The sequence below is a fragment of the Arenibacter palladensis genome, assembly GCF_900129275.1.
In the GTDB taxonomy this organism is placed as follows: domain Bacteria; phylum Bacteroidota; class Bacteroidia; order Flavobacteriales; family Flavobacteriaceae; genus Arenibacter; species Arenibacter palladensis.
This window is the reverse complement of record NZ_FQUX01000011.1, coordinates 54,971-69,430: the sequence shown is the minus strand read 5'-3', so window position 1 is coordinate 69,430 and position 14,460 is coordinate 54,971. Positions and strand designations below refer to the sequence as shown.

Genomic DNA, 14,460 nt, shown 5'->3' with positions numbered 1-14,460 from the left:
AACAAATGAAAATTAAGTCGGCCGACTTTGTTATGAGTAATTCCAACGTAGCAAATTGCCCTAAGGAACATTTGCCGGAATACGCATTTATTGGTCGCTCCAATGTTGGAAAGTCCTCCTTGATCAACATGCTCACCCAGAGAAAAAGTTTGGCCAAAACGTCTGGTAGACCAGGAAAGACACAACTTATAAATCACTTTAAAATAAACGAAAATTGGTTTTTGGTAGATTTGCCTGGTTATGGCTATGCCCGGGTGTCCAAAAAGGATAAAAAAACCTTTCAAAAGTATATTACCGACTATTTTATTGAGCGTCAGCAATTGGTATGCGCCTTTGTTTTGATCGATATACGACATGAACCCCAAAAAGTGGACATGGAATTCTTGGAATGGATGGGAGAAAACCAGATTCCGTTTTGTATGATTTTCACCAAGGCGGATAAATTGAAACCAAAAGCCATAGAAAACCACGTCAATGCCTATATCAAGGAATTATTGGAAGGTGTTTGGGAGGAGGCACCAAATTATTTTGTCACCTCTTCCACCAATGGGATGGGCCAAGAAGAATTGCTTGGATTTATCGAGGAATTAAATACCAATTTCTTCAAGGCATTAAATTAATACTACTTTCAAATTACCGTAACTTAGATCTGCGACAACTTCGCCTCAATGGCAAAAATTAGATCTTCCTGACTTTTCATGTTATTTATCTCTTCTTTTTGGAGAAACTCTTGAAGCCTACCTCCTTTTAGAATAAAGATCTTTGGAAAAGCTTCCTTATCCTGACTTATATTGGGATACCGTTTTTTAAACTCGTCCCTATGGAGAAATTCCATATCTACTCCGGAATTCTTCCTAAATTCCTTCCATTTCCTATGTTCAGAAAAAAGGCCAAAGGTTATGGCACATAGATTACAATTGTAGGACTTTGGATCCAAGGTTTTATGGATACTATCCAAAAGGGCATTGCCAATCCCCGAATTGGCATTATACACAAATACAAGTCGCTCTGCTGGGATACCTTCCATCTTTATAAATTAAGAATTGACTTTGCCAGCTTAGTCGGTAAACACGATAAATACTTAATAGAAGTGCACTCTAGAACCTAGTAGGGTAAATTACCTCTGCAGGGGAGCTATTTTTTCAACTCCAATTTTTCAGCAAAATAATCGCAAAAATCCTTCATGGTAGCCGTCATTTTTTCATCCTGGGTAGCTTTCATAAATGTGTCGGACAGGGAGACCAAGGTTTGATGAAAAAAAACTTTCATTTCATCTACCGGCATATCCTTTGTCCATAAATCGATCTTTAAGGATTCTTGGTTTTTACTATCCCAAACAGACAATAGCATTGCCTTGGCCTTTTCATTGTCTATGCCCCCATCTTGTGCAGACCACGATAGCTCTTCAGGAACCCTATTTTCATCCAATCCAACTCTTAACGTAATTTCTGATGTATGTAGTTTTGCCATTGTTTTGTATTTGATTTGTATTGACTATTACAGCTTTCTTGGCTTATACCCCGATCTTTTGAAAAGTTCTTCCTCAGGCAAGGTCAACATTTCCTGTAATGTAACATTATTGTTATCCATAAATGACTTGACTATTTGCCAACCAATATAACGACCTATTTTGCCGGGTGACTCATTATCCAATTCCAGCTCAAACTTGGAGAAAGGAGCTGGATCCAAAAATCTTGGACCCAATTTACTATTGGTGCTGTACAACAATTCACGTTCTATAAAATAGCGCCAAATCTGTTCCTCGTTGACATTCGCCCATTCCAAATCATCCGGTGCATAACCTATAATGACGGCGTCATTCTTTTGAGGCATAAGCTGCTGCATTAAATACAGCTCCTTACCGTAATAAACAAGCTGTGATAAAAAAGTACGGTCCCGCGGTGGTGCCACAACGGTTTTGGCAAATGCACTGGCCATGTCCCGGGTCAAGTATTGTTTATCCAAATCGTTGGCAATATATCTGGAAATACCTTGATAAAATTTATGGGAACTGCCTAAATAGTTATCCAGACCAACAAGAAGTAGGCTATCCGCTAAAATAATTCTATTGTTGTAATCTACCTCCGAAGTAACTGTAACTACCCTTGGTATTTCATAATTGGGAAAATAGTATTTAATATACCTAAACAACCACTCAATATCTTCTTTTTCACTTACAAAGTCGGGGAAAGATTTTCCGACCTCATCCATAACTTCCAATTGTAGGGTATCCTGCAATTTTGCTGCCCAAATGCTATCCGGATAATTGGCAGGGAAAAGATAGGGATACTTTTCTTTTAAACTTGGAATATCCGTGGGCTTTGCCTCGGCAAATTCCATATCAAATCTATTAACCTTTACATCTACGTTTATTTTGGCGACCTCATCGGCCAATTTATCGTTGCGATTACAACTGCAAAAAATAATAATTGGGATTAAAACAAGGAATATGGCCTTTTGCATTCTAAAGTAATTCGGTTATTGTTTTAAATATTAAACTCTAGGCTTTATTTTTACGGTGCAAAGTTAAGTTTTTAAACCTTATAAATCGTTCATATGCAAACCGAAAAAGTTATAGACCACATTGTAACATGGTTACAGGATTATGCGAACAAAGCAAATATAAAGGGATTTGTAATCGGAATTTCCGGTGGTATAGATTCCGCGGTAACCTCTACCTTATGTGCAAGAACGGGACTACAACTTTTATGTTTGGAAATGCCCATACACCAGGCCGAAAGCCAAGTGACCCGTGCATCCGACCATATAGTATGGCTAAAAAAGCACTACGCCAACGTGGAAAGACTAGAGGTAAACCTTACACCCACGTTTGATAGTTTGGTGGATGCTCTGCCCGCTGTTGACAATGAGGAAGACAGGTTTATGTCCTTGGCCAATACTAGGGCCAGGTTAAGAATGACCACTTTATATTACTTTGCCGCCTTAAACAAACTGTTGGTGGCCGGTACCGGGAATAAGGTGGAAGATTTCGGCGTAGGCTTCTACACCAAATATGGAGATGGCGGTGTGGACCTAAGTCCTATCGCTGACCTACTTAAAACCGAAGTATACGAAATTGCCAAGGTCCTTGGTATTAACGAAGACATCATTAAGGCTGCACCCACCGATGGTCTATGGGGAGACGACAGAACGGACGAAGACCAAATTGGGGCATCCTATCCAGAATTGGAGTGGGCCATGCAAATGGATGCAGCAGGAAAAGTAGAGACGGATTTTTCTGATAGACAAAAAGAGGTTTTTCAGATATACAAAAGATTTAACCGCGCAAACAAACATAAGATGGTTCCTATTCCCGTTTGTGAAATACCAAATTCGTTAAAATGAACATCTTACCTAAGAACCAAGTGATTAAATCGAAAAAACATGCAAAAATTTTCGGTTTTCATTAAAAAAATGAAGCTTTGCTTATCGAATTAGATATTTTAACCCTACATTGCATGTCAGTATTTTTAGACATGATTATTGATGTTGAAATCTAGAAAAATAACCCAAAATGATCAAAATTTTAATTGCTGATAATCATCCTATAGTACGGATGGGCGTAAAACAAGTCTTGGATTCGGTTTCCGATATTCAAGTAATAGCCGATGCATCTACCACCACGGAATTATTCAATAAGCTGGAACTTTTTACCCCGGACGTAATTCTTCTGGAAATGGACATCCCAGAAATTAATGGCATTGCAACTCTTAGAAAAATTAAAAAAGAGTACCCCAACATACGGGTTTTGATCTATAGTGGTCAATCTGAAGATGTTTATGCCCTAAGCACCATCCGTGCCGGCGCATTTGGATACTTGTCCAAAACATCGGAAATAGACTATATTATAAGCGCTATACGAAAAGTTAGCGAAGGCAATATGTTTATCACCAACGAATTGGCGCAACGCCTTGCTTTTGATGAAGGAACACAAAAACCAAGAAGGTTCTTTAGAAAACTTTCCACAAGGGAAGTAGAAGTCCTTAAACTCTTGGCCAGTGGGAAGCGAAATAAGGAAGTAGCCCAAGGCTTGGATCTAAACGAAAAAACGGTCAGTACCTATAAGGCGCGTTTAATGCGTAAGTTAAATGTTGACAACTTAGTGGATTTATTGCAGCAAGCCAAAGCTTTGGAACTGTACTAGACATTATAACCAATCATGAATAGAAAAGACTGATTTCCTGATTAATAGGACTTCAGTCTTTTTTTATCCACTAAATCCAGAAATCTTAAGAAAGGACCCTGTTGAGCTTTTTGTTCAACAATACATTGAGTTGTATGTAGTTCATGATCTCCTCCATAGTTTCCATATTTCCCTCCTGCTTGTTCAAGGTGTTCTCCTGAAGGGAACCTATCCTCTTTTTTATTAGGTAGCATCTCAGGGTTAGAATGGTTTCGCTCACCAACTGGGAAATCCCTACTTTTTTATCCTTGGGATAAATATCCTTTTCTTCCCACCGGTGTAGTACGTACTTTTCCTCTTCCATTAAAATGGAAGAAATTTCCGATGCCAATTCTTGATCCAAATTTGCTATAAAGGTAGTAATGGAAAATATTTCCTTCTCATTAAGATCTTCCATCAATCTATAATAGATATTTCTAAACTGCTCATTGGCAAGTTCAATTTCATCATCTTGAAGATCAAGATATATCTTCTCATATACCTTGGCATCCAGGGATTCGGGCTCCAGCACCAAATCTCCCTTTTCATTTTCCTTTAAAACCAGATCCTCGAATTGTTGTTCCATATCCCCATAAAGCAGCAACATCTCTATAATCTTGCGCTCCAATTCATATTGCACATCTACTTTCTGACGCAAGGGTTCGTTCTTGACCACATCAAAGGCCTGCTGCTCCTGTTTTATCTTTTTATTGGCATCCGATACGTCCTTTTTCCCAATCTGCGCCAAAGTGTTGAACAAAACCGCCTCGGAAATATTCATTATCTGTGCGCACTCCTGAATATATATTTCCTTCTGTATCCTATCTGGGATCTTAGAGATACTATTAACAATATCCCGTACCGTATCCGCTCTTTTAATAGGGTCGTTAGCCGCTTCCTCTACCAATAAGGAAGCCTTGAACTGAATAAAGTCCTTGGAGTTCTCCTGCAGGTATAGCACCACGTCCTCGTAGTCATTGTTTTTGGAAAAACTATCCGGGTCTTCCCCTTCAGGAAAGGTACACACCTTTACGTTCATTCCCTGTTCCAGGATCAGGTCTATTCCCCTCAGGGAAGCCCGTAATCCGGCCGCATCCCCATCAAACAATACCGTTATATTCTTGGTGAGCCTATTTATTAATCTTATCTGATCTGCGGTCAAGGCCGTACCACTGGAAGAAACTACATTGTGAATACCCCGTTGGTACATCTGTATAACATCCGTATACCCTTCTACCAAGTAACAATTGTCTTCCTTGGCAATAGCCTGCTTTGCAAAATAAATACCATACAGTACCTTGCTTTTGTGGTAAATATCGCTTTCCGGGGAGTTTAAGTATTTGGCCGCCTTTTTATCATTGGTCAATATTCTACCTCCAAAACCGAGCACCCTACCGCTCATGCTGTGTATAGGAAACATAACACGCCCTTTAAATCTATCAAAGGTCTTCTTGTTGTCCTTGTCGGTTACATCATCCTTTACAATGGTAAGTCCCGTTTTCTCCAAATAATTTAATTGATACCCCTTATTTAGGGCTGCCTTGGTAAATCCGTCCCATTGGTCCAAACAATAGCCTAGATCAAACTTCTTTATGGTATCTTCCGTAAACCCACGTTCCTTAAAATAACTTAAACCAATGGCCTTGCCCTGTTCCCTTTTCCACAAAACCTCAGAAAAGTATTTTTGTGCAAATTCGGAAACCAGATACATACTCTCCCTTTCATTGGTCTGTTCTTTTTGTTCGTTACTCAGTTCCGTTTCCTCAATTTCAATATTGTACTTTCTGGCCAAATATTTAATGGCCTCAGGATATGAAAAATGTTCGTGCTCCATCAAAAAAGCTACAACATTCCCTCCCTTACCACTACTAAAATCCTTCCATATCTGTTTTACCGGCGAGACCATAAAGCTAGGGCTACGTTCATCGGTAAAAGGACTTAACCCCTTAAAGTTCGAGCCCGATTTCTTTAATTGCACAAAATCCCCTATGACCTCCTCCAAACGGGCTGACTCGTATACTTTATCTATAGTGGTTTTTGAAATCAATCTTTACATTTTTTAGAAGGTTAAAGATAGTACTTTAAGGTCTGTTGTAAAAAGGAAAACCATGCCTGTAAAAGAAATATTGCTAAATTGCGATTTCCATTTAGAAGAATAAACCAATAGGAAATGATATTATTTCTAGGAACCAAACCCGGAAAAACAACTTCAAAATTGCTTCAAAATGTGGCCTGTCCCTACTGCGGCAATAAGGACACCTTAACAGCAGTAACAAGTACCACCTATTTTCACCTTTTCTGGATTTCCCTTTTTAGAGTGGGCTCCTTTTCCTCCATAAGCTGTTCCCATTGCAAAAGAACTTATTACCAGGATGAATTTACCGAAGAAATGCAACGCGGTATAGATACCGGAAAGAGTCTGGAACAAACCAACTAATATTAATTCAATTATCACAAACCAAAGTGTGGTCGGAAACCGATTTCATACTGATTACAGAATTAAAGACTTACTTCTTACGGTCTACCACATAGTTCACCATAAGTTTAAGCGAACTTTTATATTCAGAATCTGGATAGGCATCCAATAATGCCAAGGCTTCTTCCTTGTAGGCCAGCATCTTTTTTACGGCATATTCAAGACCACCGTTCGCTTTTACAAAAGCGATGACTTCCTTGACCCGTTTTTTGTCCTTGTTGTGATTCTTAATGGAATTGATCAACCATTTTTTTTCCGTCTTGGAACATTTATTAAGAACATATATCAAGGGCAGGGTCATTTTTTGTTCCTTGATGTCGATGCCCGTAGGCTTGCCAATTCTTTCCTCCCCGTAATCGAACAGATCATCCTTGATTTGAAAGGCCATACCAATAAGCTCCCCAAATTTCCTAAAAGTTTCCACATCCGGAGAATCTGGCTTAACGGAACAGGCTCCCAAACTACAACAAGCAGCGATCAAGGTTGCTGTCTTCTGCCTTATAATTTCATAATATACCTCCTCGGTAATGTCCAAACGCCTTGCCTTCTCAATTTGCAGCAATTCTCCCTCACTCATTTCACGCACGGCGACAGAAATAATTTTAAGTAGATCAAAATCACCATTATCTATAGACAGCAGAAGGCCTTTGGAAAGAAGATAATCCCCTACCAATACGGCTATTTTATTCTTCCATAAAGCATTTACAGAAAAGAAACCACGGCGTTTGTTGCTATCGTCTACCACATCGTCATGTACCAAGGTGGCCGTATGTATGAGTTCAATGACCGATGCACCCCTATAGGTCCTTTCGTTTACCTCACCATTATTTAACATTTTCGCCGTAAGAAAGACGAACATTGGGCGCATCTGCTTCCCTTTTCTGTTAACGATATAGTAAGTAATCCTATTTAATAAGGCAACCTTGGAAGACATGGATTCATAAAACTTTTTTTCAAAAAGTTCCATTTCCTGATTAATCGGTTCCTTTATTTGGGATACAATTTTCAAGGGATTATTTAAGCTGTTTTGGATTGCTAGTTTAGTTGCGTAAAATTAGGTAAAAAAACATAGTAATTAACAGCCAACAAAGGTAATGTAACCCTTTATTATAGATTTCAGCGAATTTGCCATGGGAATCGACAAAAGACAAAGCTGTCTTACTTGTACCCAATATTTTTAGGATTTATTGGCCAACTGTCCACAGGCAGCATCAATATCCTTGCCCCTGGAACGCCTTACGGTCACCGTTATGCCATTTCTTTCCAAGGTATTCACATACATTTCAATGGCAGCATTATTCGCCTGCCGAAATTCCCCATCATCTATAGGGTTGTACTCGATAAGGTTGACTTTGGAGGGTGCGAACCTACAGAACTCTACCAAAGCATTAACATCCTTTTGGGTGTCATTGATACCATCCCAAACCACATATTCATAGGTGATCCTACTTTTTGTTTTTTGGAACCAATATTCCAGTGCCTCCCTTAGGTCGGCAAGGGTAAAAGTTGCGTTGAAGGGCATTATGGAGGTCCTTATTTCATCTATGGCAGAATGTAAGGAAACCGCCAATTTAAATTTCACTTCCTCATCCGCCATTTTCCGTATCATTTTGGGAACACCTGATGTGGATACGGTAATACGCTTGGGAGACATCCCCAAGCCTTCTGGAGAGGTTATCTTATCTATGGCCTTAAGTACATTGTTGTAATTCATCAAGGGCTCTCCCATACCCATAAAAACAATATTGCTCAAAGGGCGATCAAAATATAACCTGCTCTCATTATCAATGGCCACTACTTGGTCATAAATCTCGTCCGGGTTAAGATTTCTCATCCGCTTTAGTCGGGCAGTAGCACAAAATTTACAATCCAAACTGCAGCCCACTTGACTGGACACACAGGCGGTTGTTCTGGTTTTGGTAGGAATTAAAACAGATTCCACTATGAGATCATCGTGTAGGCGGACTGCATTTTTAATGGTTCCGTCACTACTTCGTTGCATTTGATCCACCTTAATATGGTTGATCACAAAATTATCCTCCAACATCTGCCTGGTTTCCTTGGAAATATTGGTCATATCCTCAAAGGTATGGGCCGATTTTTGCCATAGCCATTCATAGACCTGGTTGCCCCTAAAGGCCTTGTCTCCCTGGGATTCAAAGAACGACCTAAGTTGATCTTTGGTAAATGCCCTTATATCCCTTTTGTTTTTTGCAACTTCCACTTCCTAAAGATAAATGATTCTATAAAAAAATCCCGTCAATCCACAATAATCTGCGATACTGACGGGATCCTAGTATTTATTTGGATACCTATATAATCAACATGGCATCGCCATAAGAATAAAATTTATACCCTTCCAATATTGCTTCTTTATATGCTTTTTTCATCAAATCGTGCCCCATAAAAGCCGAAACCATCATTAACAGTGTTGATTTTGGCAGGTGAAAATTGGTCACCATGGCATTGGCTATACTAAAATCGTACGGAGGAAAAACAAACTTGTTCGTCCAACCATCAAAGGTATTTAAAGTCTGCTGAGAAGAAACGGCACTTTCCAAAGCCCTCATAGCTGTAGTTCCTACTGCACAAATACGACGCTTCTTAAGCTTAGCAGCGTTAACAATTTCTGTTGCCTTTTCATCTATGATCAATTCCTCACTATCCATCTTGTGTTTGGAAAGATCCTCTACTTCCACAGGATTAAAAGTCCCCAGACCAACATGCAGGGTAACCTCCGCAAAATCGATTCCCTTAATTTCCAATCTTTTCAACAAATGTTTGGAAAAATGCAATCCTGCGGTAGGTGCGGCAACTGCACCTTCATGCTTTGCGTAAATGGTCTGATATCTTTTTTCGTCTTCGGCCTCTACCTTTCTCTTAATGTATTTTGGCAAAGGAGTTTCACCTAGTTCCTTTAATTTTCTTCTAAAATCGGTATAGGATCCATCATATAAGAATCTCAAAGTTCTTCCCCTAGAGGTGGTATTGTCTATTACTTCGGCCACTAGCGTTTCATCAACGCCAAAATAAAGTTTGTTACCAATTCTTATTTTACGAGCTGGATCTACCAATACATCCCAAAGACGTTGTTCCTCGTTTAACTCGCGCAATAAAAAAACTTCTATTCTAGCACCGGTCTTTTCTTTATTACCATATAATCTAGCAGGAAAAACCTTGGTGTTGTTAAGCACCATAACATCGCCCTCATCAAAATAGTCGATAAGATCCTTGAACATTTTGTGTTCAATTTTACCAGTAGCCCTATGAACCACCATTAATTTGGACTCATCTCTATTCTCTGCCGGATACTCTGCCAATAATTCGTTTGGAAGTTCAAAATTGAAGTGCGATAATTTCATTTAGTATATTCCTTAAATTTAGTTTAATGTTTAGCGGCTGCAAATATACGACGATGTAAGGGGCGATGTCAAGTAAAACCCCATTTAAATAAAAATCAAACGGTTTGCACCTTGAATTTCAGATTTTTCATATCCTCCCAAAAGTCTGGATATGATTTGGACACTACTTCCGCATCATTAACGAACAATGAAGTTTTGATGGCCAATGGAGCAAAAGCCATGGCCATTCTGTGATCGTTATAGGTGTCTATCGCAATTTCCTTATTTATTTCCTTGGAAGGTTCCAGAGTCAAAGTTTTGTCGGTGACGGATATGTTTGCGCCCAACTTGGTCAATTCCGTCTTCAATGCTTCCAGCCTATCGGTCTCCTTAATTTTAAGGGTATGCAGGCCTATCATATGACATCCTACGCCCAAACCTAAACATGTTACGGCAATGGTCTGCGCTATATCCGGTGCATTTGCCAAATCCAAATTGAAAATACTATTGTTTGGTGCTGCAATTTTTTTCAAAATAACCTCATGGCCCTGAAAACTGGTTTCCACTCCAAAATCCTTGTAGATTTCCTTAAGGACACTATCCCCTTGAAGACTGTTCTTATTATAAGCGGACAATGATATTTGCGTTCCTATATCACAAAGTGCCACTATACTATAAAAATATGAGGCGGAACTCCAATCCGATTCTACCACTTGGGTCGTAGGTTCAACTGTATTTTTCGGAGACACCTTAATGGTATTTCCCTCAAAGGAACTAGCTACCCCAATTTGGGAAAGCAGGCCCAAGGTCATTTTTATATAGGGTACCGATGTAATTTTACCCACTAACTCCAACTCAATTCCATTTTCCAGACTTGGTGCTATTAATAATAAAGCAGAAATATACTGACTACTGATATCTGCGGGCAGACTAACTTTATGATTCGTCAGCTTTTTACCTTTAATGGCTATAGGGGGATACCCTTCGTCCTTTAGGTAACTTATTTCAGCACCCAGGCTCCTTAATGCCTCTACCAATACTTTTATTGGTCTTTCGGTCATTCGTTTAGATCCCGTTAGGGTAACTTCTTTGTTTTCCTGTGACGCAAAATAGGCGGTCAAAAAACGCATGGCAGTACCTGCATGGTGAATATCTACTACACCATTACTGATCTGCAATCCCTTTTGCATAACTTCCGCATCATCGGAATTGGAAAGGTTATCTATTTTTATGGAGGGAAACAGGGCCTGCAACAACAACAATCTGTTGGATTCGCTTTTGGATCCTGTTATTTTTACTGTTGATTTTATTAGGGTTTCCGATGGGGCAGATAAATGTAACTTCAATTTCTATGGAATTTTTAAGACGTATTTACATATTTTTTGTTTCGGGACGAAGAAACAAAAACAAGCTACAAATATAGCACTATTTCAGCTTTTTATTACTGTGGTGGCGATTATGATCACGTTTGGCCTTAAGGTTTAATTTTTTATCAAAAGACTCCTGTAAATTAATCCCTGTCTGATTGGCCAGACACAGTACAACAAAAAGCACATCTGCCAATTCTTCCCCTAGATCCTTATCCTTGTCCGATTCCTTTTCACTTTGTTCCCCATAGCGCCTAGCAATTATTCTGGCAACCTCCCCTACTTCCTCTGTAAGTTGGGCCATATTGGTAAGTTCGTTAAAATAGCGTACCCCATGGGTCTTGATCCATTCATCAACTGCTTCCTGTGCGTTTTCTATGTTCATTATTCTCTATTTTTTGTATCTATTTGTATAGTCACTGGTCCGTCATTAAGCAGCTCCACTTTCATATCTGCTCCAAAAACACCGGTTCCAACCTTTTTTCCAAGGTCCTTCTCCAATTGGGCCACAAAACTTTCATACAAAGGAATTGCTGTCTCCGGCTTTGCCGCTTTTATATAGCTGGGTCTATTTCCTTTTTTTGTGGAGGCATGGAGAGTAAACTGACTAATTACCAAGGCCTCTCCTTCCTCCTGAAGCAGGGACAAATTCATAACCCCCTCTTCATCATTAAAAATCCTGAGGTTTACAATCTTATTAGAGAGCCATTTAATATCATCTGCCGTATCCGCATCCTCTATTCCCAAAAATATAAGCAGTCCGTTCGAGATTTTTGAAATTACCTTCCCATCCACCGTTACACTGGCCGTGGTTACCCTTTGTATTGTTGCACGCATTACTTTTCACCGTAAATGTCCATTCTATAATTCTCTTGTTCCCCACTCAACATTTGCACATAACTTTTATACCTGCTCCAAGCTACCTCGTTATTCTCCAACGCCTTCTTTACTGCACAATGCGGCTCATCCATATGCAGGCAATTATTAAACTTGCACTCGCCTTTCAACTTAAAGAATTCAGGAAAATAATCCCCTATTTCCTCTTTCTCCATATCCACTATTCCAAACCCTTTTATTCCAGGGGTATCTATGATCTTGGCACCACATTCCAAATCGAACATTTCCGCAAAAGTGGTAGTATGCTGCCCCTGCATATGCTGGGAGGATATTTTTTTGGTCTTCAGATCCAATTGAGGCTCAATGGCATTGACCAAGGTGGATTTTCCCACACCGGAATGTCCAGAAAACATACTTGTCTTTCCGATCATCAACTCCTTTACCTTATCTACATTTTTTCCCGTTTTGGCTGAAATCCCAATACAGGTATATCCAATTTCCCTATATAGGTTTGCGAGATATTTTATTTCATCAAGTTCCTCTTCATTATAGGTGTCTATTTTATTAAAAAGCAAAATAGCGGGAATGTGGTACGCTTCGGAGGTCACCAAAAACCGATCTATAAAACTTGTAAAAGTGGGTGGATTATTTAAGGTTACTATCAAGAAAACCTGATCCAAATTAGCGGCAATAATATGTGTCTGTTTGGATAGGTTTACCGATTTTCTAATTATGTAATTCTTCCTATCCTTAATTTCCGTAATGATACCTTGGGCATTCCCACTGGCACCGTCCACCTCAAATACCACCTCATCCCCCACGGAGACCGGATTGGTGCTTTTTATTCCCTTGAGCCGAAATTTTCCTTTTATCCGGCATTCGTAGAAATCACCCTCCCCAGTTCTTACGGTGTACCAACTTCCAGTAGATTTATATACGGTTCCTTCCATTAAAGAGTTCTGTCATATTTGTTTACAAAGAAACAACTTTAGTTTTATACTAGCTTTTAAAATTCATCGTTGTTAAACAATCATAATTTATAAAAAACACGAAAAATGAAAAAATTTATGCTCATTGCCTGCTTAGTAATTACTGCCGTTATGGACGTAAATGCACAACAATTTAAGGTAATCACCAGTGTCGAATCCATAGTGCCCAGTGGTATGGGAAGGTCTCGGATCATCAGCGCCACAGAGGAGAGGGATTATAAGGAATTCACCAGTGAACAAACCGAGGAAGATAATACTAGAAATAAATCTGACCGAGGTGAGATTAGGGTGAAAAATTTCGAAGAAACCAAACTTTTAAATTTTTACAATATTGGTGGAATCAGATTCCAGAACATTGCTGCCAATGATGCCTTAATCTCCTCAAAAATTAATGCCATGGTGGCCGAAGGATGGGAATTGGCCTTTGTTACCAGCGCTGTAGAGAGTGATAGTGGAAAAGACGACGGACAGGGAATATTTATTACCCGTTACATTTTCAAGAAGTAATCGTCATTGTCCAAAAAAACAAAACCCGGCTTATTTGGCCGGGTTTTGTTTTTACAGTCCTATTCTAATATTTAAAAAAAGGTAGTACTAATCCATAATTTTTACCCTTCCTCCGGCAAAGGTATTCTTATTAACCGTTTTTGGGTTTCCATAAACATAGACATCCCCACCGGCTTTGATATTGATATCTATTGCCTCCGAAGCAAACATCGCCGCCTCTCCGGCAGCTGTTATCTTAATACTGGCTTTCTCACTAAGTAGTGGTTTCCCTTCAAAAACTCCCCCTGTATTTAAAACTACCTCCTGATCTATAGTTTTTCCAGAGGCCTCAACAACGCCACCGGTAACACATCTCACTATTAATTGGTGAACATCGAGTCCTACTTTTATTTTGGCGCCTTCCTGGGTCTTCAATTCTATCTTTTCTTGGCTCAAGGTTTCGTTGACCGTAATTCTAGCGCCTTCATTCCCATCAATTAGATCTATATTTTTAAAATACACCTCCACAAAGGTGTTTTCTCCATGAAACTTTTTATCCAGTTCCATTTTTATTTTGAGGACACCATTTTTATTTACAATCTGGATATCGTCCACATTATCCCCTTTTACCAATACCTTGTTCTCGTTAGATTTAATAAGGTTTACCTCAATCAGGTCATATACCTTTACCTCGTTAAAATCACCAACGGATTTATCTACTATTCGCTGTGAAAATCCTACAAATGACAAACACAGAAAACCAATTACCATAATATTTTTCATTATCCTTATCTTTTTATTA

17 protein-coding genes are annotated in these 14,460 nt (G+C 39.2%); 5 read left to right on the top strand and 12 right to left on the bottom strand.

Features of this window, described 5'->3' with window-relative positions:
• Positions 1 to 5 precede the first annotated feature (5 nt).
• Positions 6 to 620, top strand: a complete 615-nt coding sequence (yihA, locus tag BUA60_RS20775; protein ID WP_072865186.1) for a ribosome biogenesis GTP-binding protein YihA/YsxC — start codon at positions 6 to 8, stop codon at positions 618 to 620.
• Between the two features lie 23 nt (positions 621 to 643).
• Here yihA and BUA60_RS20770 read toward each other — a convergent pair whose 3' ends face one another.
• The 3 genes from BUA60_RS20770 to gldB form a co-directional block, all read right to left on the bottom strand.
• On the bottom strand, positions 644 to 1,027 hold the full coding sequence (locus BUA60_RS20770; RefSeq protein WP_072865184.1) for a GTPase: 384 nt from the start codon (positions 1,025 to 1,027) through the stop codon (positions 644 to 646).
• A 107-nt stretch (positions 1,028 to 1,134) separates the two neighbouring features.
• Positions 1,135 to 1,470 carry a gliding motility protein GldC gene (gene gldC / locus BUA60_RS20765; RefSeq protein WP_072865182.1) on the bottom strand — a complete coding sequence of 112 codons (336 nt, stop codon included), beginning with the start codon at positions 1,468 to 1,470 and terminating at the stop codon, positions 1,135 to 1,137.
• A 27-nt stretch (positions 1,471 to 1,497) separates the two neighbouring features.
• On the bottom strand, positions 1,498 to 2,463 hold the full coding sequence (gene gldB / locus BUA60_RS20760) for a gliding motility lipoprotein GldB (protein WP_072865180.1): 966 nt from the start codon (positions 2,461 to 2,463) through the stop codon (positions 1,498 to 1,500).
• Positions 2,464 to 2,556: 93 nt separating this feature from the next.
• On the opposite strand from gldB, the gene nadE reads away from it, so the two are divergent.
• Positions 2,557 to 3,345 carry an NAD(+) synthase gene (gene nadE, locus BUA60_RS20755; protein WP_072865178.1) on the top strand — a complete coding sequence of 263 codons (789 nt, stop codon included), beginning with the start codon at positions 2,557 to 2,559 and terminating at the stop codon, positions 3,343 to 3,345.
• 169 nt (positions 3,346 to 3,514) lie between these two features.
• The gene (locus BUA60_RS20750; RefSeq protein WP_031442625.1) at positions 3,515 to 4,144 is read left to right on the top strand and encodes a response regulator; all 630 of its coding nucleotides are present in this window, start codon (positions 3,515 to 3,517) and stop codon (positions 4,142 to 4,144) included.
• Positions 4,145 to 4,229: 85 nt separating this feature from the next.
• Here the strand turns inward: BUA60_RS20750 and dnaG are convergent, their stop codons facing one another.
• Positions 4,230 to 6,209 carry a DNA primase gene (dnaG, locus tag BUA60_RS20745; RefSeq protein WP_072865176.1) on the bottom strand — a complete coding sequence of 660 codons (1,980 nt, stop codon included), beginning with the start codon at positions 6,207 to 6,209 and terminating at the stop codon, positions 4,230 to 4,232.
• 123 nt (positions 6,210 to 6,332) lie between these two features.
• On the opposite strand from dnaG, the gene BUA60_RS20740 reads away from it, so the two are divergent.
• On the top strand, positions 6,333 to 6,599 hold the full coding sequence (locus BUA60_RS20740; protein WP_072865175.1) for a zinc-ribbon domain-containing protein: 267 nt from the start codon (positions 6,333 to 6,335) through the stop codon (positions 6,597 to 6,599).
• A gap of 70 nt (positions 6,600 to 6,669) precedes the next feature.
• Here BUA60_RS20740 and BUA60_RS20735 read toward each other — a convergent pair whose 3' ends face one another.
• The 7 genes from BUA60_RS20735 to rsgA all read right to left on the bottom strand — a co-directional run bounded on the left by BUA60_RS20735 (position 6,670) and on the right by rsgA (position 13,133).
• A complete protein-coding gene (locus BUA60_RS20735; RefSeq protein ID WP_031442622.1) occupies positions 6,670 to 7,647 on the bottom strand; it encodes a polyprenyl synthetase family protein in 978 nt (325 codons plus the stop codon).
• A 168-nt stretch (positions 7,648 to 7,815) separates the two neighbouring features.
• Positions 7,816 to 8,862 carry a dual-specificity RNA methyltransferase RlmN gene (gene rlmN / locus BUA60_RS20730; RefSeq protein ID WP_072865173.1) on the bottom strand — a complete coding sequence of 349 codons (1,047 nt, stop codon included), beginning with the start codon at positions 8,860 to 8,862 and terminating at the stop codon, positions 7,816 to 7,818.
• Positions 8,863 to 8,950: 88 nt separating this feature from the next.
• Positions 8,951 to 10,000: a tRNA preQ1(34) S-adenosylmethionine ribosyltransferase-isomerase QueA gene (gene queA / locus BUA60_RS20725; protein WP_072865171.1), complete on the bottom strand. Its 1,050-nt coding sequence runs from the start codon at positions 9,998 to 10,000 to the stop codon at positions 8,951 to 8,953.
• Positions 10,001 to 10,095: 95 nt separating this feature from the next.
• A complete protein-coding gene (locus tag BUA60_RS20720) occupies positions 10,096 to 11,325 on the bottom strand; it encodes a 3-phosphoshikimate 1-carboxyvinyltransferase (RefSeq protein WP_072865169.1) in 1,230 nt (409 codons plus the stop codon).
• Positions 11,326 to 11,404: 79 nt separating this feature from the next.
• Positions 11,405 to 11,731, bottom strand: coding sequence for a nucleotide pyrophosphohydrolase (locus BUA60_RS20715; protein WP_072865167.1), 327 nt, complete (start codon positions 11,729 to 11,731; stop codon positions 11,405 to 11,407).
• Positions 11,731 to 12,183 carry a D-aminoacyl-tRNA deacylase gene (dtd, locus tag BUA60_RS20710; RefSeq protein WP_072865165.1) on the bottom strand — a complete coding sequence of 151 codons (453 nt, stop codon included), beginning with the start codon at positions 12,181 to 12,183 and terminating at the stop codon, positions 11,731 to 11,733. Before dtd ends, BUA60_RS20715 begins: the two co-directional genes overlap by 1 nt.
• Complete coding sequence (gene rsgA, locus BUA60_RS20705) at positions 12,183 to 13,133, bottom strand: ribosome small subunit-dependent GTPase A (RefSeq protein WP_072865162.1); 951 nt, start codon at positions 13,131 to 13,133, stop codon at positions 12,183 to 12,185. Before rsgA ends, dtd begins: the two co-directional genes overlap by 1 nt.
• Before the next feature lie 105 nt (positions 13,134 to 13,238).
• Between rsgA and BUA60_RS20700 the strand changes: the two genes are divergently transcribed.
• Complete coding sequence (locus BUA60_RS20700) at positions 13,239 to 13,679, top strand: hypothetical protein (RefSeq protein WP_072865161.1); 441 nt, start codon at positions 13,239 to 13,241, stop codon at positions 13,677 to 13,679.
• A gap of 87 nt (positions 13,680 to 13,766) precedes the next feature.
• Here the strand turns inward: BUA60_RS20700 and BUA60_RS20695 are convergent, their stop codons facing one another.
• Positions 13,767 to 14,441, bottom strand: a complete 675-nt coding sequence (locus BUA60_RS20695) for a head GIN domain-containing protein (protein WP_072865158.1) — start codon at positions 14,439 to 14,441, stop codon at positions 13,767 to 13,769.
• Between the last annotated feature and the right edge of the window lie 19 nt (positions 14,442 to 14,460).

Bases quoted from the DNA above. Each gene is read 5' to 3' on its own strand.
- BUA60_RS20715 (WP_072865167.1), bottom strand. From the start codon at position 11,731: ATGAACATAGAAAACGCACAGGAAGCAGTTGATGAATGGATCAAGACC.
- BUA60_RS20700 (WP_072865161.1), top strand. From the start codon at position 13,239: ATGAAAAAATTTATGCTCATTGCCTGCTTAGTAATTACTGCCGTTATG.
- gldB (WP_072865180.1), bottom strand. From the start codon at position 2,463: ATGCAAAAGGCCATATTCCTTGTTTTAATCCCAATTATTATTTTTTGC.
- dtd (WP_072865165.1), bottom strand. From the start codon at position 12,183: ATGCGTGCAACAATACAAAGGGTAACCACGGCCAGTGTAACGGTGGAT.
- BUA60_RS20740 (WP_072865175.1), top strand. From the start codon at position 6,333: ATGATATTATTTCTAGGAACCAAACCCGGAAAAACAACTTCAAAATTG.
- BUA60_RS20770 (WP_072865184.1), bottom strand. From the start codon at position 1,027: ATGGAAGGTATCCCAGCAGAGCGACTTGTATTTGTGTATAATGCCAAT.
- BUA60_RS20750 (WP_031442625.1), top strand. From the start codon at position 3,515: ATGATCAAAATTTTAATTGCTGATAATCATCCTATAGTACGGATGGGC.
- yihA (WP_072865186.1), top strand. From the start codon at position 6: ATGAAAATTAAGTCGGCCGACTTTGTTATGAGTAATTCCAACGTAGCA.
- BUA60_RS20695 (WP_072865158.1), bottom strand. From the start codon at position 14,441: ATGAAAAATATTATGGTAATTGGTTTTCTGTGTTTGTCATTTGTAGGA.
- nadE (WP_072865178.1), top strand. From the start codon at position 2,557: ATGCAAACCGAAAAAGTTATAGACCACATTGTAACATGGTTACAGGAT.
- gldC (WP_072865182.1), bottom strand. From the start codon at position 1,470: ATGGCAAAACTACATACATCAGAAATTACGTTAAGAGTTGGATTGGAT.
- rsgA (WP_072865162.1), bottom strand. From the start codon at position 13,133: ATGGAAGGAACCGTATATAAATCTACTGGAAGTTGGTACACCGTAAGA.
- queA (WP_072865171.1), bottom strand. From the start codon at position 10,000: ATGAAATTATCGCACTTCAATTTTGAACTTCCAAACGAATTATTGGCA.